General features: G+C 71.9%; 27 protein-coding genes and 1 pseudogene. 14 read left to right on the forward strand and 14 right to left on the reverse strand.

From position 1 onward, the window contains the following. Positions 1-25 precede the first annotated feature (25 nt). The 4 genes from ACFYOH_RS32045 to ACFYOH_RS32060 form a co-directional block, all read right to left on the reverse strand. A complete protein-coding gene (locus ACFYOH_RS32045) occupies positions 26-1,411 on the reverse strand; it encodes an NADP-dependent succinic semialdehyde dehydrogenase (RefSeq protein WP_388632822.1) in 1,386 nt (461 codons plus the stop codon). Between the two features lie 74 nt (positions 1,412-1,485). Further along, a complete protein-coding gene (locus ACFYOH_RS32050) occupies positions 1,486-1,959 on the reverse strand; it encodes an NUDIX domain-containing protein (RefSeq protein ID WP_388632824.1) in 474 nt (157 codons plus the stop codon). After that, on the reverse strand, positions 1,956-3,494 hold the full coding sequence (locus ACFYOH_RS32055) for an ATP-dependent DNA ligase (protein ID WP_388632827.1): 1,539 nt from the start codon (positions 3,492-3,494) through the stop codon (positions 1,956-1,958). Before ACFYOH_RS32055 ends, ACFYOH_RS32050 begins: the two co-directional genes overlap by 4 nt. A 29-nt stretch (positions 3,495-3,523) precedes the next feature. Next, the gene (locus ACFYOH_RS32060) at positions 3,524-4,465 is read right to left on the reverse strand and encodes an NAD(P)/FAD-dependent oxidoreductase (RefSeq protein ID WP_388632829.1); all 942 of its coding nucleotides are present in this window, start codon (positions 4,463-4,465) and stop codon (positions 3,524-3,526) included. 65 nt (positions 4,466-4,530) lie between these two features. Between ACFYOH_RS32060 and ACFYOH_RS32065 the strand changes: the two genes are divergently transcribed. The 6 genes from ACFYOH_RS32065 (at position 4,531) to ACFYOH_RS32090 (ending at position 9,735) form a co-directional block, all read left to right on the forward strand. After that, positions 4,531-5,103: a helix-turn-helix domain-containing protein gene (locus ACFYOH_RS32065; RefSeq protein ID WP_388632832.1), complete on the forward strand. Its 573-nt coding sequence runs from the start codon at positions 4,531-4,533 to the stop codon at positions 5,101-5,103. 86 nt (positions 5,104-5,189) lie between these two features. Beyond that, positions 5,190-6,155, forward strand: a complete 966-nt coding sequence (locus ACFYOH_RS32070; protein ID WP_388632834.1) for an NADPH:quinone oxidoreductase family protein — start codon at positions 5,190-5,192, stop codon at positions 6,153-6,155. Further along, positions 6,152-7,333 carry an acyl-CoA dehydrogenase family protein gene (locus ACFYOH_RS32075; protein WP_388632837.1) on the forward strand — a complete coding sequence of 394 codons (1,182 nt, stop codon included), beginning with the start codon at positions 6,152-6,154 and terminating at the stop codon, positions 7,331-7,333. Before ACFYOH_RS32070 ends, ACFYOH_RS32075 begins: the two co-directional genes overlap by 4 nt. Further along, the gene (locus ACFYOH_RS32080; RefSeq protein ID WP_388632839.1) at positions 7,330-8,412 is read left to right on the forward strand and encodes an acyl-CoA dehydrogenase family protein; all 1,083 of its coding nucleotides are present in this window, start codon (positions 7,330-7,332) and stop codon (positions 8,410-8,412) included. The genes ACFYOH_RS32075 and ACFYOH_RS32080 overlap by 4 nt, the downstream gene beginning before the upstream one ends. Positions 8,413-8,573: 161 nt before the next feature. After that, the gene (locus tag ACFYOH_RS32085) at positions 8,574-9,437 is read left to right on the forward strand and encodes a phosphatidylinositol-specific phospholipase C/glycerophosphodiester phosphodiesterase family protein (protein WP_388632842.1); all 864 of its coding nucleotides are present in this window, start codon (positions 8,574-8,576) and stop codon (positions 9,435-9,437) included. Between the two features lie 109 nt (positions 9,438-9,546). Further along, positions 9,547-9,735, forward strand: a complete 189-nt coding sequence (locus ACFYOH_RS32090; protein ID WP_388632984.1) for a hypothetical protein — start codon at positions 9,547-9,549, stop codon at positions 9,733-9,735. A gap of 2 nt (positions 9,736-9,737) precedes the next feature. On the opposite strand, the gene ACFYOH_RS32095 is transcribed toward ACFYOH_RS32090, so the two are convergent. From ACFYOH_RS32095 to ACFYOH_RS32105, 3 genes are all read right to left on the reverse strand, one after another. Further along, the gene (locus tag ACFYOH_RS32095; RefSeq protein WP_388632845.1) at positions 9,738-10,970 is read right to left on the reverse strand and encodes a phosphodiester glycosidase family protein; all 1,233 of its coding nucleotides are present in this window, start codon (positions 10,968-10,970) and stop codon (positions 9,738-9,740) included. A 93-nt stretch (positions 10,971-11,063) separates the two neighbouring features. Continuing rightward, positions 11,064-11,423, reverse strand: a complete 360-nt coding sequence (locus tag ACFYOH_RS32100) for a DUF779 domain-containing protein (protein WP_388632847.1) — start codon at positions 11,421-11,423, stop codon at positions 11,064-11,066. Positions 11,424-11,528: 105 nt separating this feature from the next. Continuing rightward, positions 11,529-11,876: a VOC family protein gene (locus ACFYOH_RS32105; RefSeq protein ID WP_388632851.1), complete on the reverse strand. Its 348-nt coding sequence runs from the start codon at positions 11,874-11,876 to the stop codon at positions 11,529-11,531. Between the two features lie 81 nt (positions 11,877-11,957). Between ACFYOH_RS32105 and ACFYOH_RS32110 the strand changes: the two genes are divergently transcribed. Continuing rightward, entirely contained in the window at positions 11,958-12,212 is a 255-nt protein-coding gene (locus ACFYOH_RS32110; protein WP_388632854.1) for a DUF2625 family protein, read from the forward strand. A gap of 16 nt (positions 12,213-12,228) precedes the next feature. Here ACFYOH_RS32110 and ACFYOH_RS32115 read toward each other — a convergent pair. Next, positions 12,229-13,325, reverse strand: a pseudogene (locus ACFYOH_RS32115) (cytosine permease); the annotation flags it as partial. Between ACFYOH_RS32115 and ACFYOH_RS32120 the strand changes: the two are divergent. Further along, a complete protein-coding gene (locus tag ACFYOH_RS32120) occupies positions 13,288-13,527 on the forward strand; it encodes a hypothetical protein (protein ID WP_388633002.1) in 240 nt (79 codons plus the stop codon). The pseudogene ACFYOH_RS32115 and the gene ACFYOH_RS32120 overlap by 38 nt on opposite strands. A 19-nt stretch (positions 13,528-13,546) precedes the next feature. Here the strand turns inward: ACFYOH_RS32120 and ACFYOH_RS32125 are convergent, their stop codons facing one another. Further along, on the reverse strand, positions 13,547-14,182 hold the full coding sequence (locus tag ACFYOH_RS32125) for a DedA family protein (RefSeq protein ID WP_388632987.1): 636 nt from the start codon (positions 14,180-14,182) through the stop codon (positions 13,547-13,549). Between the two features lie 181 nt (positions 14,183-14,363). Here ACFYOH_RS32125 and ACFYOH_RS32130 point away from each other — a divergent pair, with 181 nt between their 5' ends. After that, positions 14,364-14,933 carry a TetR/AcrR family transcriptional regulator gene (locus ACFYOH_RS32130; protein ID WP_388632857.1) on the forward strand — a complete coding sequence of 190 codons (570 nt, stop codon included), beginning with the start codon at positions 14,364-14,366 and terminating at the stop codon, positions 14,931-14,933. Between the two features lie 111 nt (positions 14,934-15,044). Here ACFYOH_RS32130 and ACFYOH_RS32135 read toward each other — a convergent pair whose 3' ends face one another. Together ACFYOH_RS32135 and ACFYOH_RS32140 are read right to left on the reverse strand one after the other, a co-directional pair. Continuing rightward, complete coding sequence (locus ACFYOH_RS32135) at positions 15,045-15,737, reverse strand: DUF2218 domain-containing protein (protein ID WP_388632860.1); 693 nt, start codon at positions 15,735-15,737, stop codon at positions 15,045-15,047. A gap of 30 nt (positions 15,738-15,767) precedes the next feature. Further along, positions 15,768-16,385: a class I SAM-dependent methyltransferase gene (locus tag ACFYOH_RS32140; protein WP_388632864.1), complete on the reverse strand. Its 618-nt coding sequence runs from the start codon at positions 16,383-16,385 to the stop codon at positions 15,768-15,770. 222 nt (positions 16,386-16,607) lie between these two features. Here ACFYOH_RS32140 and ACFYOH_RS32145 point away from each other — a divergent pair, with 222 nt between their 5' ends. From ACFYOH_RS32145 to ACFYOH_RS32165, 5 genes are all read left to right on the forward strand, one after another. Then, a complete protein-coding gene (locus tag ACFYOH_RS32145) occupies positions 16,608-17,357 on the forward strand; it encodes a polysaccharide deacetylase family protein (protein ID WP_388632867.1) in 750 nt (249 codons plus the stop codon). 124 nt (positions 17,358-17,481) lie between these two features. Beyond that, the gene (locus tag ACFYOH_RS32150; RefSeq protein ID WP_388632870.1) at positions 17,482-17,943 is read left to right on the forward strand and encodes a hypothetical protein; all 462 of its coding nucleotides are present in this window, start codon (positions 17,482-17,484) and stop codon (positions 17,941-17,943) included. Positions 17,944-18,067: 124 nt separating this feature from the next. Continuing rightward, positions 18,068-19,198: a PLP-dependent cysteine synthase family protein gene (locus ACFYOH_RS32155; RefSeq protein ID WP_388632874.1), complete on the forward strand. Its 1,131-nt coding sequence runs from the start codon at positions 18,068-18,070 to the stop codon at positions 19,196-19,198. After that, positions 19,195-20,475 (forward strand): MDR family MFS transporter, encoded by a 1,281-nt coding sequence (locus ACFYOH_RS32160; protein WP_388632877.1) that lies wholly within the window; start codon positions 19,195-19,197, stop codon positions 20,473-20,475. The genes ACFYOH_RS32155 and ACFYOH_RS32160 overlap by 4 nt, the downstream gene beginning before the upstream one ends. Before the next feature lie 311 nt (positions 20,476-20,786). After that, positions 20,787-20,966 (forward strand): hypothetical protein, encoded by a 180-nt coding sequence (locus ACFYOH_RS32165; RefSeq protein WP_388632880.1) that lies wholly within the window; start codon positions 20,787-20,789, stop codon positions 20,964-20,966. 92 nt (positions 20,967-21,058) lie between these two features. On the opposite strand, the gene ACFYOH_RS32170 is transcribed toward ACFYOH_RS32165, so the two are convergent. The 3 genes from ACFYOH_RS32170 to ACFYOH_RS32180 all read right to left on the reverse strand — a co-directional run bounded on the left by ACFYOH_RS32170 (position 21,059) and on the right by ACFYOH_RS32180 (position 25,790). Beyond that, entirely contained in the window at positions 21,059-22,258 is a 1,200-nt protein-coding gene (locus ACFYOH_RS32170) for a cysteine desulfurase-like protein (protein WP_388632883.1), read from the reverse strand. 643 nt (positions 22,259-22,901) lie between these two features. Further along, positions 22,902-24,425: an aldehyde dehydrogenase gene (gene adh / locus ACFYOH_RS32175; protein WP_388632886.1), complete on the reverse strand. Its 1,524-nt coding sequence runs from the start codon at positions 24,423-24,425 to the stop codon at positions 22,902-22,904. A gap of 57 nt (positions 24,426-24,482) precedes the next feature. After that, positions 24,483-25,790, reverse strand: a complete 1,308-nt coding sequence (locus ACFYOH_RS32180; protein WP_388632889.1) for a GAF domain-containing protein — start codon at positions 25,788-25,790, stop codon at positions 24,483-24,485. Between the last annotated feature and the right edge of the window lie 32 nt (positions 25,791-25,822).

The raw sequence follows: 25,822 nt of genomic DNA on the forward strand, positions 1-25,822 counted from the left end.
AAAGGGGATGGTAGCCGCGCAGCGCTCACGCACCCTGCCAAACCGTGGTGATGTTGCAGAACTCGCGGATTCCGTGCCCGGACAGCTCACGCCCGTACCCGGACCGCTTGACCCCGCCGAACGGGAACGCCGGATGGGAGGCCGTCATCCCGTTGACGTACACCGAACCGGCCTCCAGGTCGCGCGTGAACCGCTCCACCTCGCTCTCGTCCCGCGTCCACACATTGGAACTCAGCCCGAACAGCGAGTCGTTGGCGATGAGCAGCGCCTCGTCCAGGTCGCCGGCCCGGTACAGCGTGGCGACCGGTCCGAACGCCTCCTCCCGGTGGATGCGCATCTCGCGGGTGATCCCGGCCAGCACGGTCGGCGGGTAGTACCAACCCGGCCCGTCCGGCCGCTCGCCGCCGCACAGCACCTCGGCCCCGGTGCGCCTGGCGTCGTCGACCAGCTCCTCCAGATCCTTCCGCCCCTGCTCGCTGGAGAGCGGCCCGACCTCGGTGTCCTCCTCCAGCGGGTCACCGACCTTGAGCGCCTTCATGCCCGCGACGAACTTCTCGGCGAAGGCGTCGTAGACGTCCGTGTGCACGATGAACCGCTTGGCGGCGATGCAGGACTGCCCGTTGTTCTGCACGCGAGCGGTGACCGCCACCTCGGCCGCCCGGTCCAGGTCGGCGGAGGGCATCACGACGTACGGGTCGCTGCCGCCCAGCTCCAACACCGTCTTCTTGATCATCTCCCCGCAGGTGGAGGCCACCGCCCGGCCCGCCGGCTCGCTGCCGGTCAGCGTCGCGGCCTTCACCCGTTCGTCCCGGAGGATGTCGTCGACCGCCCCCGAGCCGATCAGCAGCGTCTGGAAGCAGCCCTCCGTGAAGCCCGCCCGGTGGAACAGGTCCTCCAGGTACAGCGCCGTCTGGGGGACGTTGGAGGCGTGCTTGAGCAGACCCACGTTGCCCGCCATGAGCGCGGGCGCGGCGAACCGGATCACCTGCCAGAGCGGGAAGTTCCAGGGCATCACCGCGAGGACGGGCCCCATCGGCCGGTACCGCACCCGGACCCGGGAGGCGCCGGAGTCCTTCACGTCCGACTCGGCGGGCTCCTCGTCGGCCAGCAGTCCCTCGGCGCGTTCGGCGTACCAGCGCATCGCCTTGGCGCACTTCGCGGCCTCCGCACGGGCCTGCCTGATCGGCTTGCCCATCTCGGTGGTCATCACCCTGGCGACCTCCTGCTGATCCTCGTCCAGCAGATCGGCGGCCTGCAGCAGCAGCCGGCCACGGTCGACGAACGACATCGTCCGGTAGGTGCGGAACGTGGCCTCGGCGAGCTGGAGCCGGCGTTCCAGCTCTTCCTCGCCCATGGGCTCGTACGTCTTGAGCGTCTCGCCGTTCGCCGGGTTCACCGTCGCGATGGGCATGGCTGACCTCCCTGGGAGCGGGCTTGCTTAGACCTTCGCGCGCAGTACGGCCGTACGCAACGCGTGGCGTCCCTTCAGGCCGAGTGCTCCGCCAGCCGGTCGAGAAACGCGGTCTGCGCCGTGATGATCAGCTCCCGGGCCCGGTCCAGGCCGAGCCACGCCACGCGGTCCAGTTCCGGGAACTCCCGCACCCGGCCGGAGCGCGGCGGCCACTCCATGGTGAAGGTGCCGGGGCTGAAGCCGCTCAGGTCCGGGTCCGCCTCGACGGCCCAGGCCGTGACGACCTTGCCGTTCTTCTGCGCCACCTCGCCCAGCGGTACGGCCTTCCCGTCGGGCGGCGCCACTCCCAGCTCCTCCTGGAACTCGCGCCGGGCGGCCTCCCAGGCGGGCTCGTCGGGTTCGTACTCGCCCTTGGGGACGGTCCACGCACCGGCGTCCTTCTTCGCCCAGAGCGGACCACCCATATGGCCCAGCAATACCTCCAGTCCCTCATCGGTATGCCGGAACAACAGCAGTCCCGCGCTGCGCTTCGTCGCACGCACCGTCACGGCTTGACCTCCGGGTGGGCCGCCAGCAGGGCCTCCACGGTATCGGCCTCCTCGGGCCGTTTGTCCTCGCGGTAGCGGACCACGCGGGCGAAGCGCAGGGTGACGCCGGCCGGGTAGCGGGAGGAGCGCTGGAGGCCGTCGTAGGCGATCTCCACGACGAGTTCGGGGCGGACCCGGACCACCCAGCCGTTGTCCTCCACGGCGAGCTGCTGCAGCCGCTCGGTCTGCCAGGCGAGCATCGCGTCGGTCATGCCCTTGAAGGTCTTGCCGAGCATGGCGAAGCCGCCGTCGGGGTTGCGGGCGCCGAGGTGGAGGTTGGAGAGCCTGCCCGTGCGCCGGCCGTGGCCCCACTCGGCGGCCAGCACCACCAGGTCGAGGGTGTGCACGGGCTTGACCTTCAGCCAGGCGGCGCCACGCCGGCCCGCGCTGTACGGAGCGTCCAGCGCCTTCACCACCACGCCCTCGTGGCCGCGGGCCAGGGTATCGGCGAGGAAGCGTTCCGCCTCCGCGATGTCCCCCGGCCCGGAGGCGACCGTCCGGCGCACCCGCATCGGCTCGGGCACCAGCCGGGCCAGCTCCACGTGCCGCTCGGCGAAGGGCAGGTCCAGCAGATCGGTGCCGTCGACCGACAGGACGTCGAAGAAGACGGGGGAGACCGGGGTCTCCCCGGCCGCCCTCGTCACGTCCGTCCGGGAGCCGACCCGGCCCGCCGTCTCCTGGAAGGACCGGGGCCGTCCGGCCGCGTCGAAGGAGATCACCTCGCCGTCCAGGATGAACCGCTCGCCTGGCAACTCCCGTGCGGCGGCGGTCACTTCGGGCAGCCGGTCGGTGATGTCGTCCAGGGTGCGGGTGTGCACCCGGACCGTCTCACCGTCCCGGTGGACCTGCACCCGGATGCCGTCCAGCTTCTCCTCCACCGCGCAGGCGCCGAGCTTCTCCACGGCCTCGGCCACGGAGGACGCGCTGTGCGCCAGCATCGGCAGCACCGGGCGCCCCACGGTGAGCCGGAACCTCTCCAGTGCCCCGGACCCCTCGGCGAGCAGGGCCTGGGCGACCGTCTGGAGCGACCCGGCGAGCATCACCGCGCGGCGGACGGCGGCCGGGTCGGCGCCGGTCGCCTGGGCGAGGCCTTCCACGGCGACCGCGTCCAGCGCGCCCTGCCGCACCTCGCCGGTGAGCAGGCCGAGCAGGAAACGCTGCTCCTCCTCGGTGGCCGCGCCCATCAGCTCGCCGACGAGCCGGACCCGCTGTGCCTGCGAGCCCGGCCCCGACACCTCGCCCAGCTCGCTGAGCAGGACGTCGACCTCGCGCACCGTGAGACTGGGCTCGTCGGCCGGCGGCACGGGCCGGCTCAGCACCTTCCAGCCGACGCCGAGCCGGCCCTGCGGCAGCCGTCCGGCCAGGTACGGGATGACGATCGGCACGTCGTCCGCCTCCGCCTCCCGGAACAACTCGGCGAGCAGCGCAGTCTTGCGGGACCGGGCCGCCGTCGCGGCGACCTCCCGGGACACCTGGGCGAGCCGGGTCAGCAGCATGCAGTCATCGTGCACCGGGGGAGCGGCGGTTACACCCGGACGGAGTCGAGGTCGGCCATCAGCAGCTCCCCGTTGATCGCGGCCCCCGCCCGGTATCCCCGGCTCGCCGCGTTGATCACCTGCTCGGCGAAGCCGCTCGCGTTGCCCGCCGCCCACAGGCCGGGCACGGTCGTCAGGCCCCGCTCGTCGATCACCGGGTAGGCACCGAACGGCGTCTCGCGCAGCTCGGCGCCCAGCCGAACCAGCAGGTGGTTGTTCGGTACGGCGCGCGGGGCGGCGTACAGGACCTCCCGGTCGTGGACCGTGCCGTCCTCGAGCCGGATCCCGGTGAGCCGGTCCTCGGCGACGAGGAGTCCCGCGACCCTCCCGGGTACGACCGTGACCCCGGCGGCGGCCAGCCGGCGCAGGTCTTCGTCCGTCAGCTCCGACTCGCCCACCCCGTGCAGGAAGAACCGCACGTCCTTGGACCACTGGGTGACCATCAGCGCCTGGTGCACGCTCAGCGGCGAGGCCGCGAGCACCCCGGTCGGCAGGTCGCGGGCCTCCCAGCCGTGGCAGTACGGGCAGTGCACCACGTCCCGGCCGAACCGCTCGGCCAGTCCGGGGACGTCCGGCAGCTCGTCCTTCAGGCCCGTGGCGATCACCAGCTGCCGGGCGCGGACCGTCCCTCCGCTCGCGAGGACGACGGTGAAGTCCTCGTTCCTGGCCGCGTCCACGACCCGGTCCCGCACCAGCTCCACCCCGTAACGGGCGATCTCCTCGCGGCCGATCGCCAGGAACTCGGCCGGGGACATGCCGTCCCGGGAGAGATAGCCCTGCATGTGCGCGGACGGCGTGTTGCGCGGCTCGCCCGCGTCCACGACCAGCGTGCGGCGCCGGGCGCGGCCGAGGACCAGCGCGGCGGACAGCCCGGCGGCCCCACCACCGACGACGACTGCTTCGTACCTGTTGTTCTCGGTGTTCCGGGTCATGCCGCGACGGTCGCTCGGCGGCTGCGGCATTGACAAACGTATTTGCCGTTCCTGCAATGGTCGTCATGAGCACGGACGACGTACTGGCCGAAGTGGGCGCCCGGCTGCGCCGCATCCGCAAGGAACGGGAGGTGACCCTGGCCACGCTCTCCGAGGCCACCGGCATCTCGGTCAGCACCCTCTCCCGGCTGGAGTCCGGCCTGCGCAAGCCCAGTCTCGAACTGCTGCTGCCGATCGCGCAGGCCCACCAGGTGCCGCTGGACGAGCTGGTCGGCGCGCCGCCGGTGGGGGACCCGCGGGTGCGGTCCGAGCCGATCGTGCGGGGCGGGCGCACCCACTGGCCGCTGACCCGCCAGCCCGGCGGCCTGCAGGCCTTCAAGGTGCTCGAACCGCAGCGGAAGCAGGATCCTGACCCGCGCACCCACGAGGGCTACGAGTGGCTGTATGTGCTCTCCGGCCGGCTGCGGCTGGTCCTCGGGGAACACGACGTGGTGCTGTCGGCGGGGGAGGCCGCCGAGTTCGACACGCGCGTGCCGCACTGGTTCGGGTCGACGGGGGAGGGGCCGGTGGAGTTCCTCAGTCTGTTCGGGCCGCAGGGCGAGCGGATGCACGTACGGGCACGGCCCAGGCGGAAGTGATACGGCTGACTGTTCCCTGATCGGCAAGCGACCGCTTAGTATGCGATCGGACCCGGTCAGACGAAGCAGTCCCGTGGAGGCCCCGCATGCAGGCATGGCAAGTGCACGAGAACGGCGAGCCGAGCGAGGTGATGCGCCTGGCGGAGGTGGAGCGGCCCGTGCCCGCAGACGGCCAGGTGCTGCTGCGTGTGCGCGCTGCCAACATCAACTTCCCGGACGCGCTGCTGTGCCGGGGCCAGTACCAGGTGCGCCCGCCGCTGCCGTTCACGCCCGGCGTGGAGATCTGCGGCGAGACCGAGGACGGCCGCCGGGTGATCGCCAACCCCGCGCTGCCGTACGGCGGTTTCGCCGAGTACGCCCTCGCCGACGCCCGCGCCCTGCTGCCGGCCCCCGAGGCGCTGGACGACGCCGAGGCCGCCGCGCTGCACATCGGCTACCAGACCGGCTGGTTCGGCCTGCACCGCCGGGCCCACCTGGAGGCGGGCGAGACCCTGCTGGTGCACGCCGCCGCCGGCGGTGTCGGCAGCGCGGCCGTCCAGCTCGGCAAGGCGGCCGGGGCCACCGTGATCGGTGTCGTCGGCGGCGCGGACAAGGCCGCCGTGGCCCGCGAGCTGGGCTGTGACGTGGTGGTCGACCGCCGCTCCGAGGACGTGATCGCGGCCGTGAAGGAGGCCACCGGCGGCCGGGGCGCGGACGTGATCTACGACCCGGTGGGCGGCGAGGCCTACACCCAGTCCGCCAAGCTCGTCGCCTTCGAGGGCCGGATCGTCGTGGTCGGCTTCGCGAGCGGCACCATCCCCAGCCCGGCCCTCAACCACGCGCTGGTGAAGAACTACTCGATCCTCGGCCTGCACTGGGGCCTGTACGCCACCAAGAACCCGAAGCTCATCCTGCGCTGCCACGAGGAGCTGACCGAGCTGGCCGCCCGGGGCGCGATCAAGCCGCTGGTGAGCGAGCGGGTGCCGCTGAGCGGGGCGGCCGCGGCCGTGCAGAAGGTGGCGGACGGCCGCTCCACCGGCCGGATCGCCGTCGTGATGGAGGGAGCAGCATGACCGACGCCGAAGAACTGCGCCGCCGCACACGAGAGTTGCTGACCCAGCATCCCCCGGCGAGCACCGACCGCCTCGACTTCCTCAGGGCCCGCTTCGACGCCGGCCTCGCCTGGGTGCACTACCCGGAGGGCCTCGGGGGACTGGGCGCGCCCCGTCACCTCCAGGCCGTCGTGGACGCCGAGCTGGAGGCCGCGGGTGCCCCCGACAACGACTCACGCCGCAACGGCATCGGGCTCGGCATGGCAGCGCCGACCATCCTGAAGTACGGCACGGAGGAGCAGAAGCAGCGCTATCTGCGGCCGCTGTGGACGGGGGAGGAGGTCTGGTGCCAGCTGTTCAGCGAGCCCGGCGCCGGCTCCGACCTGGCCGCCCTCGGCACCCGGGCCGTGCGGGAAGGCGACACCTGGGTCGTCAACGGGCAGAAGGTGTGGACGTCCGGCGCGCACAACGCCCGCTGGGCCATCCTCATCGCCCGCACCGACCCGAGCGTGCCCAAGCACGCCGGCATCACCTACTTCCTCTGCGACATGACCGACCCCGGCGTCGAGGTCCGGCCGCTGCGCCAGATCACCGGCGAGGCCGAGTTCAACGAGGTCTTCCTCACCGACGTCCGCATCCCCGACTCCCGCCGCCTCGGCGAGGTCGGCAACGGCTGGCGGGTCGCCCAGACCACGCTCAACAACGAACGCGTGGCCATCGGCGGCATGCGGCTGCCCCGCGAGGGCGGCATGATCGGCCCGGTCGCCAGGACCTGGCGCGAACGCCCCGAGCTGCGCACCCACGAACTGCACCAGCGCCTGCTGAAGCTGTGGGTCGAGGCCGAGGTCTCCCGCCTCACCGCCGAACGCCTGCGCCAGCAGCTCGTCGCCGGCCAGCCCGGGTACGAGGGCTCCGGCATGAAGCTCGCCTTCGCCCGCCTCAACCAGGAGATCAGCGGCCTGGAGGTCGAACTCCGCGGCGAGGAAGGTCTGTTGTACGACGACTGGACCATGCGCCGCCCCGAGCTGGTCGACTTCACCGGCCGTGACGCCGGCTACCGCTACCTGCGTTCCAAGGGCAACAGCATCGAGGGCGGGACCAGCGAGGTCCTGCTGAACATCGTCGCTGAGCGGGTCCTCGGCCTGCCCGCCGAGCCGCGCACCGACAAGGACGTCGCCTGGAAGGACCTGGCCCGATGACAAAAGCGCCGGACCTGCTGTACTCCGAGGAGGAAGAGGCGCTGCGCGCCGCCGTCCGCGACCTCCTCACGGACCACTGCCCGCCCGCGGACGTCATCGCCCGCGTCGAGTCGGGCACTCCGCACGACCTCGCCCTGTGGAAGTCCCTCGCCGAGGGCATGGGCCTGGCCGGGCTCCTGGTGCCCGAGGAGCAGGGCGGGCAGGGCGCCTCCGCCCGCGAAGTCGCCGTCGTCCTGGAGGAGTTGGGGCGAGCGGTCGCTCCCGTCCCGTACCTCACCAGCGCCGTCGTCGCCACCGAGGCCCTGCTGGCCTGCGGTGACGAGGAGCTGCTGGGACGGCTGGCCTCCGGGCGCACCATCGGCGCCCTCGCGGTCGGCCTGCACTCGGCTCCGGGCGCCGACTTCAAGGCCGTACGACTGGAGAGCGGCACTCTGCACGGGGAGTTGGCGGGCATCGCCGACGCGGCCGTGGCCGACGTCCTGCTCGTCCCGGCCGAGGACGGCGGCCTGTACGCCGTGGCCGCGGACGCCGCGACCGTCACCCCGCAGATCTCCCTCGACCTGACCCGGCCGCTGGCGACGGTACGGCTGGACGGCGCGCCCGGCCGGCGTATCGGCGCCGCCGAACCCGCCGTACGCCGCGCCCTGCGCGCCGCCGCCGGACTGCTCGCCTCCGAGCAACTCGGTGTCGCCGACTGGGCGTTGACCGAGACCGTGCGCTATCTCAAGGAGCGCAAGCAGTTCAACCGGCCGGTCGGTGGCTTCCAGGCGCTCAAGCACCGGCTCGCGCAGCTGTGGCTGGAGGTCGTCAACCTGCGGGCGGCCGCCCGTGCCGCGGCCGACGCGCTGGCCTCCGGCGCGGACACGGATGTCTCGGTCGCCGTTGCCCAGGCCTATGCCGCCCCGGTCGCCGTCCACGCCGCCGAGGAGGCGCTGCAGCTGCACGGCGGCATCGGGATGACCTGGGAACACCCGATCCACCTGTATCTGAAGCGGGCCAAGGCGGACTCGATCGCCTACGGCACGGCCGGTGCCCACCGCGAGGCGCTGGCCGGACTGGTCGACCTCCAGGCACCCTGACCCAACCCGGGTGAAGCCCGCCCCACCTGGGGCGGGCTATTCCGTGTGCGTGCTCCGCAGAAGTGAACAGCGCACCAACTCCCAGCGAGAGAAGGCCTCTTCGGCGGTGAGGCCTCGCATACTCCCTTCGGTCCCATCCGGCACCTCAAGGGAGGCAGAGCATGGCCCTCACCACCCGTCGCAGAGCCCTCACCACCCTCGGCGCCGCCCTCGCCGGCGCGGTCGCCCTGCCCGCGTCGCAGGCCAGGGCGGGCACCGCACAGCGCGGTCCGCACCCGCTGTGGAACGCCCACGCCCACAACGACTACGAGCATCCCCGGCCGCTGTTCGACGCGCTCGACCACCGCTTCAACAGTGTCGAGGCCGACATCTTCCTCGTCGGCGACCAGCTCCTCATCGGGCACGACAGCTCCGAGCTGGACCCGTCCCGCACCCTCGAATCCCTCTACCTCGGCCCGCTCGCCGCCCGGGTCCGGGCCGAGCACGGTTCGGTGTACCGGGGATGGCGCAGGCCGCTGCAGCTCCTGATCGACATCAAGACCGAGGGCTCGTCGACCTACCTCGAACTCGACCGCCATCTGCGCCGCTACCCGCACCTGTTCACCCGGTACGCGCACGGCCGGGTGCACCCCGGGCCGGTCACCGCCGTCATCTCCGGTGACCGCGCCGCCCGTATCCCCATGGAGGCGCAGGACGAGCGGCGCGCCTTCTACGACGGCCGGCTCACCGACCTCGGCAGCACCGCCCCGGCCACCTTCATCTCGCTGATCAGCGACAACTGGACGCAGAACTTCACCTGGTCGGGCGAGGGCGCGTTCCCCGACGCCGAGCGGCAGAGGCTGCGGAACATCACCGCCGCCGCGCACGCGCGCGGGCAGCAGGTGCGGTTCTGGGCCACCCCGGACGCCGCGGGCCCGGCCCGCGACGCCCTGTGGACGGAACTGCTCGCCGCCGGCGTCGACTACCTCAACACCGACGACCTGGCCGGCCTGGAGAACTTCCTCGACGCCCGCCCCGCCGCGTAACACCACACGTTCGGGGGACACGTCAGCCGCCCGGACGAACCCTCCGCTACGCCACACTTGCGGCCGAAACGCCACCCAAGGGGCGTGGCGGAGGAGGTTCCTGGTGATCATTCCCGTCTCTGCGGTCGTGCTGCTCCTGATCCTGGCCGTGATCTTCATCCGCAACTGCTCGCTGAAGATCTCCCACGCCCTGGTCTGCATGCTGCTCGGCTTCTTCCTGGCCGGCACGAGCATGGCGCCCACCATCCACAGCGGGCTCATGACGACCGCCGACCTGGTGAGCGGTCTGCGGCCCTGAGATCAGCCGGCCGAGAAGACCCCGATGCCGTTCGCGACCGCACGCTCGGCGCCACCGCTCGGATGGTTGCGGACCGTCACGGCGCTCGCCCCGTCGTCGCGGGTGACCAGCTCCGTCGAGCCGCCGCCGTCGAGGTTGAACGCGGCGGACGCGCCCAGCGAGCGCATGGTGTCGGCCTCCTCCGCGACCGTCATACCGGTCCGGTACTCGGCGGCTCCGTCGAGCGCCAGGATCAGCAGTTGCCGTCCGCCGCCCTTGAAGCCCACGACCGTGCGCACCGCCGAGGTGCGGTCGTCCAGGCCGGACAGCGCCTGGCCGTGCTCAAGGACCGGGAAGCCGCCGATCGCGAAGGCGTACGGCACCCCGGACGAGGCCGCCACCAGCCGGTGCGTCACGCTCACCGCATCCCCGACGGAGAGCTTGCGCAGCCGCTGCGCACCCTCCTCGCGGCCCAACAGGACCGTGGTGCCCGCCGGGATCGGGCCGCTGCCCGGGATGTCGGAGGCGGAGACCACCCGGCCGCCCCGCACCCTCACCTCGTAGGTGTCCTTGCTGCATGGCGCCGACCGCTGGGCGTCGGTGCCGCACACGGCGCGCATCCGGGAGACGCTGCCCCAGCGTGCGGTGAAGGCGCCGACGGAGTTCTCCGGGAGCGCGTACTGGTTGAGGCCCTTCAGCGGGATCGTGCCGTCCGGTGTGTGCACGCTGCCGGAGAGGGAGAGGCGGTCCAGCCGGGCCCGCCGGTCGGTGCCCACACCGAAGACGTCCCGCGTGCTGGTGTCCGGCGGCAGCGCGGGCCCGAAGCGCTGGCCGTTCGGCACCGCCGCCTTGAGCACGTGCCCGTCCGCGATCGCCGGTCCCACGCTCGCGCCGGTGGCCGCCACGCCCGGATGCTGGGTCTCCGTGATGTCGAAGAAGTCACCGTTGACCCCCGCGACCGCCCCGGCCGAGTCCGCCATCCGGGAGACGGTGGCCCGGGCCGCCACCGCGCCCGGGTACAGCAGGTCCACGCGGACATGCGGATCGGCCAGGTCGACCGTGAGCAGATGGGCGTGTGCCGGGCCCGCGGCCGCCTTGACGTCGAACTGCCGGTAGGTGATGCCGGGCGCGATCCGCTTGCCGTCCGGGACGGCGCCGGCCGGTGCCGCTCCCGCCAGGGCCGCACCGGCCAGTACACCGAACGCCGTGACAACCGTTCTGCCCGCTGCCGAACGCCTGTGACGTCTGATCACCATGCCCCCTGATGTCTCGTCAACTGCCCCTGCCGTACGGGTTGTCGTACGGGTCGTACGGGGCAGTGGACCAGAGGGCGGCGAGCGGCGGGCCGACTAGGCGTCGACTACGCGAGAACGAGTGAGAAAACGCACCCCCTCGGGTGCCTCCAGCGAGAAACCGCTGCCCCGTCCGGGTACCACGTCCACGATCAGCCGGGTGTGGCTCCAGGCCAGGTACTGGCTCCGGGACATCCAGAAGGTGACGGGCTCGGCCACACCGTCCACCGTCAGCTCCGCCAGCAGCACGTCCGAGCCGCCGGTGCGGAACTCGCCGTCCGGGTAGCACATGGGCGCGCTGCCGTCGCAGCAGCCGCCGGACTGGTGGAACATCAGCGGACCGTGCTCGGCGTGCAGCCGCCGCACCAGGTCCGCGGCCTCGGGAGTGAGTTCGACGCGCGGGGCTTCCTCAGCCATGGGTCACCCTCCTGAAGGGCCGGTGCGCGGGAGGTCGGACCCGGCCCAGTCTCACGGATCGTCACCGGGCCGTCCAGAACGCCTCGTCGGCCCGGCCGACCGGGGTCAGCGATGGCTGAGCACGTTCACCACCCGGCCGCCCGGATCCCGCACGAAGAACCGTCGTACGCCCCACTCCTCGTCCGTCAGCGGGTGCACGATCTCCGCGCCGCGGTCCCGCATCGCGGCGTACGCCGCGTCGACGTCCTCGACCTCGATGCTCAGGTCCGGGGCGACGGGCGCGGTGCGGTCCTCGGTCATCAGGCTGAGCTGCACGGCAGGGTTCTCCGCGGAGGCCAGCGTCATGATCCAGCCGTGGTTCATGACCTCCTGCAACCCCAGCGCCCCATAGAACTCGGCGCTCTGCGGCAGCGCGGCCGACTGGAGGACGGGCACGACACGGCGTACAGGCATCTCGCGGCTCCACTGGTCGATCGGCTGGTGCGGGAGACGCCAGAGTAGCCCTGCGGCCGGCTGAGAGGATGAGCCAAGCCCATGCATCCCCCGCCCTTCGACCGGCTGGAGACGTGCTACGACGGCCTGCGCCGGCCGGGCCGGCGCGAGGAGGCGGCGGCCCTCGACCTCGGGCAGGGCATCACCGTCTTTCCGCCCCCGTGGACCGAGGAGGCGCACCGGGATCTCGCCGCGACCAGCCGGCGGGCGGTGGCGATGCGGGAGGTCCTCGGCGTGGCCGCCGACTCTGCCCGGCAGCTGGGCCCGGCCGACCGCGGCTTCCTCGGCGAGGTGTAAGCCCGCGGGCGGTGTCTCACCCGGTGACGCGGAGCCTGCGCGCCAGCAGCGCGTACACGGCCGAGGACACGATCAGGCCCGCCGGCAGGGCCAGGTCGATGCCGCCCAGGGCGGCGGCCACGGGCCCCGTGCAGGCGGTGTCGACGCACACCGCGGAGGCGGCCACGCCCGCCCCGAGTGCCAGCGCTCCCGCCCAGTTGAACCCGCCCGAGTACCAGAAGGGCCCGGTGCGGGACTCGTCGCCGAGGGCGAGGCCGTCTAGCGGTTGCGGCGCAGCAGGATGTCGGTGGCGTAGCCGGCCGTGCTCGGGCCGAGCAGGACCACGGTCAGCTGCAGCACATTGCCGACGGCGTCGAGGAAGTCCGAGACGAGCAGCGCGTACCGGGTCAGGGCGACGGAGACGGTGCCGTCGACGAGCACACTGCGGGAGCGCCGGATGCGCAGGCCGACGGCCTGGAGGACGAGACCGGCGCTGTAGGCGGTCAGCGCGTTGAGGGCGCCGGTGCCGAGGACCAGCGCGAGCAGGAACAGTGGGCGGAACCAGCCGGGGAACAGCCGCTGGAGCGAGGACTCCGGGTCGTTCATGTCCACGGCGGTCGCGGCGAGCGCGCCGATGCCGCAGACCAGGACGCTGGACAGAAAGCCGCCGAACGCCGTCCAGCCGGCCACCGCCTTGGCGGACACGGTGCGGGGCAGGTACGGGGAGAAGTCCGCGCTGGTGGTGTACGACAGCGGCCCCGAGGCGATGAGGGCGACACCGGCCGGCAGGGTCGCCCACAGGGCGGTGCCGGTCAGCGGCCGGTCCGGGACGTAACCGAAGTCGGTGTGCCGCACCACCACGAAGCCGACCACGGCGAAGACGGCGGTCATGGCGAGGGCGATCGGCACATGGAGCCGGATGATCGCGGCATGGCCCCAGACGCTGATGGCGAGGGTGATCGCCGCGATCAGCACCACGACGACGGCCTTCACCGCGGTGTTCACCGGCAGACCGGTCCGGGCGACCAGCGAGAAGGCCGCCGTCGCCGCCGCGGCCGGGTTCAGCGCGAAGTAGCTGACGGAGATCATCCAGCCGGTGACCGCGTTGTTGACCCGGTTGCCGCGGTTGCCGCGGTTGCCGCGTACGCCGTACCTGGAACCCCGCTTGGGCCGCGGGGGAGGAGGGCCGGGCGGGCAGGCTCGCCATCGGTCACCGGGCGACCTGACGGTGCTGGCCGACGACCCGCTGAAGGTGGCCGACACCGACCTGGCGGAACTGCCGGTACTGCTCACGCTCGTCGGGGGCCGGGTCACGTACCGGGGGGCGGTGGGCTGAGTGCCACAGCGTGGCACTCTCAACGGCTGCCGCGGCTGTCGCGGCGGGCGCGGCGGGCCTCGAACAGGAGGGGCAGCATCGACAGGGCGACGACCACGGCGACCAGCGGCAGCAGATAGTCCTCGAGATGCGGGACCGACGTACCGAGGCTGTAACCGGCGAGAACGAGCAGTTGCGACCACAGCACCCCGCCCACGGTCTGCCAGAGCGTGAAGGTCCGAACGGGCACCCCGAGGACACCGGCCACGGGGTGCAGCACCGTCCGCAGCAACGGCACGAACCGGCCGATGACCAGCGCCTTCCCGTGGCCGTAGCGGGCCAGCAGCTCCTCGGCCCGGGCGGCCGCCGCCTTCACCCGGCTGCTGGAGGTGCGGGCCAGCAGCGCCCGTCCGCCGTGCCGCCCGATCAGATACCCGACCTGCCCGCCCACCACCGCCCCGACCGCCGCGCACAGCAGCACCTGCCACAACGCCAGCCGGGGCGGCTGCTGCGCACTTCCGGCGCACAGCACACCGGCCGGGAACAGCAGGGTGTCACCGGGCAGGAAGAAGCCGACGACCAGCAGACCGGACTCCGCGAAGATCACCACCAGGACGCCGATCGCGCCGAAGGCGGCCAGCACCGAGGCGCTGTTCAGCGGATTGACGGCTATCACCTGGCCGCGCCTCCCGGCCTGCTCGCAGGGCTCCTCGCTCCTAAGCATCGCCCGGCCACCGCGAAAGCGCCCGCCCCGGCGCCGCACCCGGGCGTCCTGCACGTGGGTGCGGCAGTTATCGAGACACGATGTCTGGGTGGAAGCGGAATGTATCGATATCGTCGCCGCGTACACTGACGTCGTGCCGAAGCTGTGGAACGAGACGATCGAAGAGCATCGCCGCGCCGTCCGGGAAGCGGTGCTGGAGACCACGGCCGCACTCGTGGCCGAGCAGGGTCTGCGCGGGGTGACGATGTCCCGGATCGCCGAGCAGAGCGGCATCGGCCGGGCCACGCTGTACAAGTACTTCCCGGACGTCGAGTCGATCATGATGGCCTGGCACGAGCGCCAGATCGCCGGGCACCTCGATCAACTCGCTGAACTGCGTGACCGCGCCGGCACGCCTGGCGAACGGCTCGCCGCGGTCCTGGAGGCCTACGCGCTCATTCAGCAACAGCGGCACGGCCACGGAGCGGAGTTCTCTGCGCTCCTGCACCGAGGCGACCATGTGGCACATGCCGAGCAGCATCTCCGTCGCTTCGTACGGGGCCTGTTGGCCGAGGCGGCGGAAGCGGGCGAGGTTCGGGGCGACGTCAGTACGGACGAACTGGCCGGATTCTGTCTGCATGCCCTCGCAGGGGCCGGTGACCTGCCGTCCAGGGCAGCGGTGCGGCGGCTCGTGGCCGTCACCCTGGCGGGCCTGCGGCCGTAGGCCGACCGGCGCGGGGGACTGCCAGGGCCTGTCCGGCTTCCAGGCCGTGGCGCCGTGCGGAACACACTCACTGACCGGGGCGGCGCCTTCATCGATGGGGACGGGTGGCGGTCACGTGAACCGCCGTGGACGTCCCGTGTGTCGATCCCGGGACGAACCGAGCCGAGACACGCGGTGGGTCAGGAGGGACCTGCTCCGCCGGATGCCCGCGCGCCCCAGGACGACGTGGCCGCCTATGAAAAGGACCTTCAGCGCGATGAGGGCCAGGACGCCGCCCGCGGCCCAGCCCGTCCACGACGGGGCGGTCAGCGCGGCCCCGGCCACGCCGAGGTGCAGGGCGATGACGAGGGCGCCGACCGCCAGGAGGCCGGCCACCCGGGCGGGCCCACGAAGCCGCCGCTTCCCGTCCTCGGCCGGCCGGGCCGCACCGGACGCCTCATCGGTGGCGGGCGCCGGGGGAGCCGACGCGCGCTGCCAGGTGACCGTCAGACCGTCGCGCCGGCCGATCTTTTCGAGGCGCATGGTGATCCCGGTCCGGAGTCGTCGCAGGGCCTGCTCGTCGGCGGCCTCGACGCGCAGCGTCAGCACGTCGGGTCCCGCTTCCAGATGCCACGCGCCCTCGCCGAAGCGCACGGTTCCGTGGATGTCGGACCACTCGACGTGGCGAACGTCCGGCATCCGGCCGCCGCCATGCCCGGCCGGTGACTGATGCCGCATCCGGCGCATCATGGCGGTGTGGCGGCAGAGTTGGACGAGGTACCGGCTCGCGCGGTCCGTCGCGATCCGGGCTTCGGCGGTCGGCATGGGATTCCCTTCTCGGACACCCTGCGGATGTCAGATCCTGGTGAGGGCGGCCAGCCAGGCCCGAACGCCGGTGGGATCGGTGGTGATGTCGATCGTGGCCGGTTCGATCGAGTCGACCCGCCAACCCTGGGCGAACGTGGAGGTGATCTCGTCCCTCGATACCCGCCGCGGCCCTTGGTCGCCGGGCTGCCGGTCGCTGAAGCAGAGCATGAAGTAGCGGCCACCCGGCCGTACCGCGGTGCCCAGGCTGCCGGCGAAGGCGGTCCGGTCCTCGTCGTCGAAGATGTGGAACAGTCCGCAGTCGAGCACGGTGTCGAACAACTCCCCGAGATCGCTCAGCCTGCGGGCGTCGTGGTGGAGGAAGCGGGCGGCGAGGCCCCGTCGGCGCGCCTTGTCCTCCGCGGCCCGAAGGGCCCGGGACGCGAGATCGACGCCGGTGGCGTCCAGACCCCGGGCGGCGCACATGAGTACGTGCTCCCCGGTTCCGCAGCCGACGTCCAGCACCCGGCCCCGGATCGCCCCGGCGTCGGCGAGTGAGAGGAACGCGGGCTGAGGCCGGCCGATGTCCCACGGTGGTGTGCTGGCGTACATGTCGTCGGGACGCGCCCATGGCGTGCCGGAACCGGCATGGGAGTACGGGCTGGACACGTGGCTGTCCTCCGTCGCGGTTGATGGTCCGGAGCGTGTTCCGGTCTCTGCGGAGCAAGCTTTATCGAGACACACTGTCTACGTCAAGCCGGTGTGTCGCGAAAACGGTACCCGTGGAGCGGATGAACCCAAGGGACGGAAGAGCCGTCAATAGACACGTCGGCAATCCCCTGATCCAGTGAAAGGCTTCCCGTGCCCTGGTACCGAAGACGACGGCCGCGCATGCTCATCGCTCTCGTGACGGCCGTGACCGTCGTCGTGATCGTCGCGGTGACGATCGCCCTGAGGGTCACGACGTACGACCACACGTCGCCGCGCGCCGCCCGGGACAAGGCATCGGGAACGGTGGCTGCCGGAGCGGTCGACTGCCGCAAGGCGAAGTGCGTGGCACTCACCTTCGACGGCGGCCCCAGTCCGACGACGCCCGGGCTGCTGGACATCCTGAAACGCGAGCATCTGCACGCGACGTTCTTCGTGCAGGGCGAGGGGCACATCGGGAAGTACCCCGAGATCCTCCGTCGCATCTCGGACGAGGGGCATGAAATCGGCAACCACACCTGGAACCACAAGATCCTGACGCAGATCGACACGGCCGATGCCCGTCAGGAACTGACCCGCACGCAGGACGCCATCGAGAAGATCACCGGCACCAGGCCCGTCCTGATGCGTCCGCCGCAGGGCCGCACCAACCGTGACGTGGCCAAGATCTGCAAGGAGTTGGGCCTGGCACAGGTGCTGTGGAGCGTCACGGCCAAGGACTACGAGACGACCGACTCGGCCCTGATCACCAGGCGGGTGCTCGACCAGACTCACCGCGACGGCATCATCCTGCTGCACGACCTGCACAAGGGCACCGTGCCCGCCGTCCCGGGGATCCTCAAGGCGCTCGAACAGCGCGGCTACACGATTGTCACGGTGTCGCAGCTCCTCGCCCCGGCCAAGGCCCAGCCGGGGATGGTCTACCGGCCCTAGTCAGGCTCGGAAGCCGGCACAGTGCGGTCGCCGGTTCGCGTTCCGCCTCACAAGGAGCTCTGATAATTCACCCGAACGAGCCTGAAAGCTGCCATACCGTGTCGAACTGCATACGATCTTTCGCATGCCGCAGGAATCGGCCGGCCGCCCGGAGAGGCGTACGCCGGCCCTTGCTCTCCTCGTGGGCCTGGCGCTGATGCTCATGGCCCACGTCGTCGCCTGCGCCCTGCACCATGCCGACGCCCACTCGCACACCGTGGCGGAGAGCATGGTGATGACGAGTGCGGCCCCGAGCGTCGGCGCCCCGCCGCTCGGATCCGACGCCGCGGCCTGTTCCGCGGACCACGACGCCGGTGACCACCCCGGCCACGGCACCGCGTGCTGCGACCCGGCCGACCGGCCGGCCGACCTGCGGGGATCCTCGGCGGCCCTGATCCTGGCGATGCTGCTGCTCGTCCTCACCCGGACCAGCCGCACGGGCGACCTGCTGCTGCCCGGCGCACCGCCGGGAGGGTCGGGCCCGGAACCCCCGCCGGACTCCGGCGGACCACATCTGCTGCGCCTCGTCTGCGTCAGCCGTACCTGACAGAGCTGCCCCGGCCGTGCCCCGAGGGTGATCCCCGGAAGGGTCGCGCCGCCGGGCTCTGCGCATGCTCCGTACGGCACACACGACGGCCCATGGCAACCACGGGCCGCAGAAGGACGACTTCATGAGCACAGCTCTGCGCGGCATCTCCTCGCGCGACATCAGCTCCTTCCTCGCAGCGCACGAACTCCCCGAACCGGCCGGAGCCCCGCGCCGGTCGCCGGCCGGCATGGTCGGCAACACCCCGGTCCTGTGGGTGGGCGAGCCCTTCAATCCGCCCGGGCGTGGCTTCTGGGCCAAGCTGGAGAGCGCCAACCCCGGCGGCCTCAAGGACCGCGCGGCCCTCAACATGGTCGCTGCCGCCCGCAAGCGCGGCGATCTCGCAGCAGGCGCACCCGTGATCGAGTCCACCAGCGGCACGCTCGGCCTCGGCCTCGCCCTGGCCGGCATCACCTACGGCCACCCGGTCACCCTCGTCACCGACCCCGGCATGGAGCCGCTCATGGTGCACCAGCTGGGCGCACTCGGGGCGCATGTCGAGGCGGTCACCGAGCCGCACCCGGTGGGCGGCTGGCAGGAGGCGCGCCGGCAGCGGGTACGCGCGCTGCTCGCGCGCACCCCTGCGGCCTGGTGCCCCGACCAGTACAACAACCCGGACAACGTTGCCGCGTACGCCGCCCTCGCCCTCGAACTGATCGTCCAGCTCGGCCGGGTCGACGTGCTGGTGGCCGCCGTCGGCACCGGCGGCCACTCGGCGGGCATCGCCCGTACGCTGCGGACGTTCAACCCGCAGCTGAGGCTCGTCGGCGTCGACTCGGTGCACTCCACCGTCTTCGGCCAGCCCGCCGGCCCGCGCCTGATGCGCGGCCTGGGCAGCAGCATCCATCCCGGGAACGTCGACCACGCGGCCTTCGACGAGGCGCACTGGGTGAGCCCTGGCGAGGCAGTGTGGACCTGCCGCCGGTTGGCCCGCGGCCACTACGCCAGCGGCGGCTGGAGTGTGGGAGCGGTCGCCCTCGTGGCGAACTGGATCGCCCGTACACAGCCGGAGCACACCCGCATCGTGGCGATCTTCCCCGACGGCGTGCACCGCTACTGGAACACCGTCTACAGCGACGAGTACTGCCGCGCCCATGACCTGCTGGGCAGCCGGCCGGCGGCCGACCCGGACGAGATCGCTCACAGCGGTGAACGGGTGGTCGAGCGGTGGACCCGGTGCACGAACGTCACAGTGCCGGAGGGGGTTGTTCGATGAGGCTCCTCGTCACGCAGTTCCGCTCCTTCAACGGGTGCGTCCGGCTGCTGATGGTCCAGCAGTTCACCATCAACACCGGCTTCTACATGCTCATGCCCTACCTGGCCGTGCATCTGGCGGACGGACTGGGCATGGCCGCCTGGGCGGTCGGCCTGGTGCTGGGGGTGCGCAACTTCACCCAGCAGGGCATGTTCCTCGTCGGCGGCACACTCGCCGACCGACTCGGCTACAAGCCCACGATCATCGCCGGATGCCTGCTGCGCACCGCAGGCTTCGGCCTCCTCGGCTTCGTCGACGCGCTGCCCGCCCTCGTGGTGGCCTCGGCCGCGACCGGATTCGCGGGGGCGCTGTTCAACCCCGCCGTACGGGCCTGTCTCGCCGAGGAAGCGGGGGAGCGGCGAGTGGAAGCGTTCGCTGCATTCAATGTCTTCTACCAGGCCGGCATGTTCGTCGGCCCCCTTGCCGGGCTGGCGCTGCTGGCCACCGACTTCCGGCTGGTCTGCTCGGTGGCGGCAGCGTTGTTCCTCGCCCTGACGGTCGTCCAGCTGCGCTTCCTGCCCGGCCATGAGGCCACCGCGTCGGACGAACGGGGCGGAGTGCTCGCCGACTGGCGCACCGTCGTCCGCAACCGTCCCTTCCTGCTGTTCTCGCTTGCCATGATCGGCTCCTACGTACTGTCCTTCCAGGTCTATCTGGCGCTGCCGCTCCAGGCGCATCGGGTGGCGCCGGGTAGCGGCGACGCGGTGACCACGGCACTGTTCGCGGTATCCGCCGCCGTGGCCGTGGTCGGACAGCTGAGGATCACCGCATGGGCCCGGGGCCGCCGGCGCCCGCAGCGTGCGATCGTCTACGGCATCGCTCTCATGGGCGCTGCCTTCTTGCCGCTGGCGCTGACGGACCTGGTGGTCGGCAGCAGGTCCGGCCTCCTGGACTGGACCCTGGCACTGCTGCCGCTGTTCACCGCGGTGACTCTGCTCGGGCTGGGCACGGCCGCGGCGTACCCGTTCGAGATGGACACCGTCGTCTCGCTCGCCGGCGGCCGGCTCGTCGCCACGCACTACGGGCTCTACAACACCGTCTCCGGGCTCGGCATCACCGTGGGGAACCTGACCACGGGCGCGGTGTGGGACGCCGCCCATCGCCTCGGTCACCCGGAGTTGACGTGGTGGGTGCTGGCGTCGACGGGTGCGCTCTGTGCCGGCTGTGTCGCGCTGCTCGCACGATCCGGCCGCCTGAATCCCCGGCCGGAGCCAGAACCGTTGGCGGTGGCCTCGTGACAGGGGGCACAGGCACCGGGAGCGGGGCCGGCACGTGCTTCCGGAGCAGTGAGCTCCGAGAGTTCGGCGCCGAGGAGTTCGAAGTCGATGACGACCGAGGCCAGGGCTCCTGACGCGGGCGCGATGACCAACCGAGCGGCGGGGAACGGCAGGCCCGCTCGGCGGGCCATGTCGCCGACGGGCCAGGGACTTCGGCCTGTCGTTGACCTCGACGGAGCCGTCGCCGAAGTGCCGGCGCTGTACCGGCACTTCCCCTGTCGCGCGCTTGTCAGGCGCTCCGTCGCGAGGAGGTGGAGCAGCTGTGCGCGAGTGTGGACACCCTGCTCGCGCGGATGCGCCCCGACCTCGCGCTGCGGCGGTGGATGGACTGCTTCGCCGACCACGTCGAGGCCAGGGGCGAGATGGGCGATGCACTGCGGGCGCTGATCGACGCCGACGTGCTGACGGTGGTGAGGTCGCGCGAGCGGCTCGCAGGGGAGCACGAGGCGTAGCCGGCCTGCGTGCGAGGTCCCGCGCAGGCGCGGCCACGTACTCGGCATGTGGGCTGCCTGCCGACAAGATCGGGTTACGAACTCCGGCGAGGTCAGAGGAAGTCGGCGAGCCCGTCGAGGAGTCGGGCCACGTCGTCGGTGGTGTTGTAGGGGGCGAGGCCCGCGCGCAGGGCGGGGGCTTCGAGCTTGAGCGCGGTGAAGGGTTCGTAGGCGTAGAACGACCCTGCCGGTGCCACCACGTCGCGTGCGGCCAGATGTGCCTGGGCCTCGCGGGCGTCGCGGCCTTCGATGGACATCAGGAGCGTCGGGGTGCGGTCGGCGGCCTTCGAGTGCAAGCTGATGGCGTCGCCCAGAGACTCCAGACCCTCCTGCAGCCGTGCGCGCAGCGTCAGTTCGTGCTCGTGCAGGGACTCGAAAGAGCGGGTGAGGCGCTCCCTGCGCGAGATCCCCGTGCCCGGGTCCAGCTCGGCGAGGAAGTCGACGGCGGCGGTGGCGCCCGCCAGGATCTCGTAGGGCAGTGTGCCGAACTCGAAACGTTCGGGCACCGTGTCGGGGGACGGCAGGAGCTTGTCCGGGCGCAGGGTTTCGAGGAACCCGGGTGCCGCCGCGAGCACCCCGCAGTGCGGTCCGAGGAACTTGTACGGCGAGCAGACGAACACGTCGACCCCGAGCGCGGGCACGTCCACAAGGTGGTGCGCGGCGTAGTGCACGCCGTCCACGTACACCAGGGCGCCGACTTCATGGGCACGGTCGGCGATCCGGCGGACGGGCGGCTTGGTGCCCAGCACGTTCGAGGCCGCGGTGACCGCGACCAGCCGGGTCCGGGGTGTCAGGACCCGCTCGTACGAGTCGAGGTCGAGCTCCGTGGTCTCCGGGGCGATCTCGATCCAGCGGACCGTCACTCCGGCGCGCTCGGCGGCCTGGATCCAGGGGCGGACGTTGGCGTCGTGGTCGAGGCGGCTGAGGACGATCTCGTCGCCCGCGTTCCAGGTCTTGGCCAGGTGCCGGGAGAAGTCGTACGTCAGTTGCGTGGCGCTGCGGCCGTGGACGATGCCGTTCGCGGGCACGTTCAGCAGATCGGCGTAGGCGGCGCGGAAGTCCGCGACGGCGCGCTCGGCGTTGAGCTCGGACGGGCTGACGGTTCCCCGGTTGGACAGGGGGCCGGTCAGCGTCGCGGCGATGGCGTCGGCAACGGGGCGGGGGGTCTGCGTTCCGCCCGGACCGTCGAAGAAGGCGAGCCCGGTGGTGAGGGAGGGGAAGTGGGCCCGCAGGGCGGTGAGGTCGATGGCCATTCTCTCTGGTTTCTGTCGGGCGGAGTGTCTGGCGTCGAGGTGCCTCTACTCTGGCGGCGCTCCCGGGACACGTAAAGCGATGGATCCCGAAGCGAGAGTTCATGAAACATGAAGTCCCGGCCGGACCTGAAGCTCCTGGCCACCTTCCTGGCCGTCGTACGCCGAGGCCCGATGGCAGAGGCCGCGGCCGGGCTCGGCTGCGTGCCCTCGGCGGTGTCCCCCTCGCCCAGGCGACCGAGACGCTCTCCGACGCGACCGCGCGCTTCCAGCACGCCGCCCACGGCATCGCGAATCGCGAGATCGACCCAGGTCCCCCGGATCCGCGCCGATCCGCCTGAGTTCCGCGTCCTCGGCCACCGCCACCAGGGTGCGCTCCATCACGGCGAACGTCAGGGACTCGGGCCCGGTGATCAGCTTGGCCAGGAGACCGTCGCGGTGCGCGTCGAGCAGGGCGCATCGACCTCGTCGGCCCCGGCCGGGGCCATCCGCGCGGTCTCAAGATCCGTGTCTCGCGTGTCCAGGCCGCGGCCCGCATGCACAACTCCGCCGTCTTGATCACGGCCTGCCGCGCAACAATTCAGGGCGAGCGAGAAAGGGGCGCCTGCCAGGCATCTGCCCTGGTCCAGGCGCCCATATCCTGGGCCTAGAAGAAGCCCAGCTTCTTCGGCGAATACGACACCAGAAGATTCTTCGTCTGCTGGTAGTGCTCCAGCATCATCTTGTGCGTCTCCCGGCCGATCCCGGACTGCTTGTAGCCGCCGAACGCAGCGTGCGCGGGGTAGGCGTGGTAGCAGTTGGTCCACACCCGGCCCGCCTGGATCGCGCGCCCTGCGCGGTAGGCGGTGTTGGCGTCCCGGGTCCACACGCCCGCGCCGAGGCCGTACAGCGTGTCGTTGGCGGTCTTGATGGCGTCGTCGAAGTCGTCGAAGGAGGCCACCGAGACTACCGGGCCGAAGATCTCCTCCTGGAAGATCCGCATGCGGTTGTCGCCCTCGAAGATCGTCGGCTGGACGTAGTAGCCGCCCTTCAACTCGCCGTCGTACTCGATGCGCTCACCGCCGGTGAGGACCTTCGCGCCCTCCTGCCGGCCGATGTCCAGATAGGAGAGGATCTTCTCCAGCTGGTCGTTGGAGGCCTGGGCACCGATCATCGTGTCCGTGTCGAGCGGGTGGCCCGGCTTGATCTGCCGGGTGCGTTCGACCGCCGCCTGGAGGAACTCCGCGTAGTGACCGCGCTGGATCAGCGCCCGCGACGGGCAGGTGCAGACCTCGCCCTGGTTGAGCGCGAACATGGTGAAGCCCTCGAGCGCCTTGTCGCGGAAGTCGTCGTCGTGGGCCCACACGTCGTCGAAGAAGATGTTGGGCGACTTGCCGCCGAGCTCCAGGGTGACGGGCTTGATGTTCTCCGAGGCGTACTGCATGATCAGCCGCCCGGTCGTGGTCTCCCCGGTGAACGCCACCTTCGCCACGCGCGGGCTGGACGCCAGCGGCTTGCCCGCCTCCACCCCGAAGCCGTTGACGATGTTCAGCACGCCCGGCGGCAGCAGGTCCGCGATCAGGCTGATCCAGTAGTGGATCGAGGCCGGGGTCTGCTCGGCCGGCTTGAGGACGACCGCGTTGCCCGCGGCGAGCGCCGGCGCGAGTTTCCACGCCGCCATGAGAATCGGGAAGTTCCACGGGATGATCTGCGCGACGACCCCGAGCGGCTCATGGAAGTGGTACGCCACCGTGTCGTCGTCGATCTCGCCCAGGGACCCTTCCTGCGCCCGGATCGCGCCCGCGAAGTACCGGAAGTGGTCGATCGCCAGTGGGATGTCGGCCGCCAGCGTCTCGCGGACCGGCTTGCCGTTCTCCCAGCTCTCCGCCACCGCGAGGGCTTCGAGGTTCGCCGCCATGCGGTCGGCGATCTTCAGCAGGATGTCGCTGCGCTCCGCCACCGGCGTACGGCCCCACGCCGGCGCGGCCTCGTGCGCCGCGTCCAGCGCCCGCTCGACGTCCTCCGCGGTGCCGCGCGCGATCTCGGTGAACGGCTGTCCGTTGACCGGCGACGGATTCTCGAAGTACTGCCCGCGCAGCGGCGGCACGTATTGCCCGCCGATGAAGTGGTCGTAGCGCGCCTGGTAGGAGACGATCGCGCCCTCGGTGCCCGGCGCCGCGTAACGAGTCATGCTGGTCTGCCTCCCGGTGCAGCGCTGCCCGCCGTTGGGCAGCTCTCGGGCGCGAGGCTAGGCCGGCGGACGTTGCAACCACGTTGCGCCGCGGGCCTGCCCCCGCGTCCGGCCGGCCGGTGCCGTCAGCTCGGCCTCCAGCGCGGCGAGCCGCGACCGCACCGGCGCGCTGGGCCGCAGCGCGGCCAGCGCCCGCCACACCTCCAGGTCGTCCTCGCCCCAGGGCGCGTGCGCCCAGTCGGCCAGCAGGTCCGGGTCGCGGTGCGCGACGAGTGCCGTCCGCAGCTCGGCGGCGAGGCGGCTGCGCAGCCGTACGATCGCCGGCGCCTGCGAACCGGGCAGCAGCGGACCGGTGTACGCCTCCGCCGCCGCCGTGACCGCGCCCGCCCTGAGCCGCCGCTCCACCACGGTGACGTCCGACTCGACCGCGGCCGTCAGCCGGTACGGCCGCGAGGCGAGCAGGCCGGCACCCAACAGCCTGCGCAGCCGGGCCAGTTCGGCACGCAGGGTCACGGGCGTCACCGACTCGTCCGCGTACAGCGCGCACAGCAGCTCGTCACCGCTCAGCCCCTCGGGATGCCGGGCCAGCAGCACGAGGATCTCGCTGTGCCGACGGCTGAGCCGGATCCGGCTGCCGTCCAGCACGAACTCTGCCTCGTCCCGGCCCAGCGCGCCGAGCAACGGCGTGCCCACCGCGCTCCCCGGTGGTTCCAGTAGCGCGAGCTGCGCCTCCGCGGCCCGCGCCACCGCCTGCACGAACCCGAGGCTGTGCGGATGCGCCAGCCCGTCCCCGCCGGTGATGTCCACGGCGCCCAGGACCCGCCCGGTACGCGGATCGTGCACCGGTGCCGCCGCGCACGTCCACGGCTGGACGCGCCGTATGAAGTGCTCCGCGGCGAACACCTGCACCGGCCGGTCCACGGCGACCGCGGTCCCCGGCGCGTTGGTGCCGACCGCGCTCTCCGACCAGCGTGCCCCCGGCACGAAGTTCATGCCGTCCGCCCGGCGCCGGGTCGCCGGGTGCCCCTCGACCCACAGCAGCCTGCCGTGCGCGTCGCACACCGCCAGCAGATGCTCGCCGTCGGCGGCGAACGTGCCGAGCAGCTCCCGGAACAGCGGCATCACCCTCGCCAGCGGGTGCTCAGCCCGGTAGGCGCCGAGGTCGCCGTCGGTCAGCTCCACGCTGGCGGTGCCGTCCGGCCCGACACCGGCCCGAGCGCTGCGCCGCCACGACTCCGCCACCACCGACCGCACCGGACGCGGCACCGTGCCTGCCGTGGTGAACGTCTCGTGCGCCCGGCGCAGCACACGGACCCGCTCGGCGGGGTCGGCCCCCGGCTCCAGGGCCACCCACGGATCGGTCAATTCGGCCTCCCCGGACGGTGAAACAGTGACAT

The organism is Streptomyces sp. NPDC007856 (genome assembly GCF_042868225.1).
Classification (GTDB): domain Bacteria; phylum Actinomycetota; class Actinomycetes; order Streptomycetales; family Streptomycetaceae; genus Streptomyces.

Coding starts and splice junctions, on each gene's coding strand:
- ACFYOH_RS32060 (WP_388632829.1), bottom strand. CDS start 4,465: ATGACCCGGAACACCGAGAACAACAGGTACGAAGCAGTCGTCGTCGGT.
- ACFYOH_RS32135 (WP_388632860.1), bottom strand. CDS start 15,737: ATGCCGACCGCCGAAGCCCGGATCGCGACGGACCGCGCGAGCCGGTAC.
- ACFYOH_RS32110 (WP_388632854.1), top strand. CDS start 11,958: ATGCATCCCCCGCCCTTCGACCGGCTGGAGACGTGCTACGACGGCCTG.
- ACFYOH_RS32150 (WP_388632870.1), top strand. CDS start 17,482: ATGCCGCAGGAATCGGCCGGCCGCCCGGAGAGGCGTACGCCGGCCCTT.
- adh (WP_388632886.1), bottom strand. CDS start 24,425: ATGACTCGTTACGCGGCGCCGGGCACCGAGGGCGCGATCGTCTCCTAC.
- ACFYOH_RS32105 (WP_388632851.1), bottom strand. CDS start 11,876: ATGCCTGTACGCCGTGTCGTGCCCGTCCTCCAGTCGGCCGCGCTGCCG.
- ACFYOH_RS32145 (WP_388632867.1), top strand. CDS start 16,608: ATGCTCATCGCTCTCGTGACGGCCGTGACCGTCGTCGTGATCGTCGCG.
- ACFYOH_RS32155 (WP_388632874.1), top strand. CDS start 18,068: ATGAGCACAGCTCTGCGCGGCATCTCCTCGCGCGACATCAGCTCCTTC.
- ACFYOH_RS32055 (WP_388632827.1), bottom strand. CDS start 3,494: ATGCTGCTGACCCGGCTCGCCCAGGTGTCCCGGGAGGTCGCCGCGACG.
- ACFYOH_RS32080 (WP_388632839.1), top strand. CDS start 7,330: ATGACAAAAGCGCCGGACCTGCTGTACTCCGAGGAGGAAGAGGCGCTG.
- ACFYOH_RS32160 (WP_388632877.1), top strand. CDS start 19,195: ATGAGGCTCCTCGTCACGCAGTTCCGCTCCTTCAACGGGTGCGTCCGG.
- ACFYOH_RS32100 (WP_388632847.1), bottom strand. CDS start 11,423: ATGGCTGAGGAAGCCCCGCGCGTCGAACTCACTCCCGAGGCCGCGGAC.
- ACFYOH_RS32085 (WP_388632842.1), top strand. CDS start 8,574: ATGGCCCTCACCACCCGTCGCAGAGCCCTCACCACCCTCGGCGCCGCC.
- ACFYOH_RS32045 (WP_388632822.1), bottom strand. CDS start 1,411: ATGCCCATCGCGACGGTGAACCCGGCGAACGGCGAGACGCTCAAGACG.
- ACFYOH_RS32065 (WP_388632832.1), top strand. CDS start 4,531: ATGAGCACGGACGACGTACTGGCCGAAGTGGGCGCCCGGCTGCGCCGC.
- ACFYOH_RS32095 (WP_388632845.1), bottom strand. CDS start 10,970: ATGGTGATCAGACGTCACAGGCGTTCGGCAGCGGGCAGAACGGTTGTC.
- ACFYOH_RS32170 (WP_388632883.1), bottom strand. CDS start 22,258: ATGGCCATCGACCTCACCGCCCTGCGGGCCCACTTCCCCTCCCTCACC.
- ACFYOH_RS32075 (WP_388632837.1), top strand. CDS start 6,152: ATGACCGACGCCGAAGAACTGCGCCGCCGCACACGAGAGTTGCTGACC.
- ACFYOH_RS32070 (WP_388632834.1), top strand. CDS start 5,190: ATGCAGGCATGGCAAGTGCACGAGAACGGCGAGCCGAGCGAGGTGATG.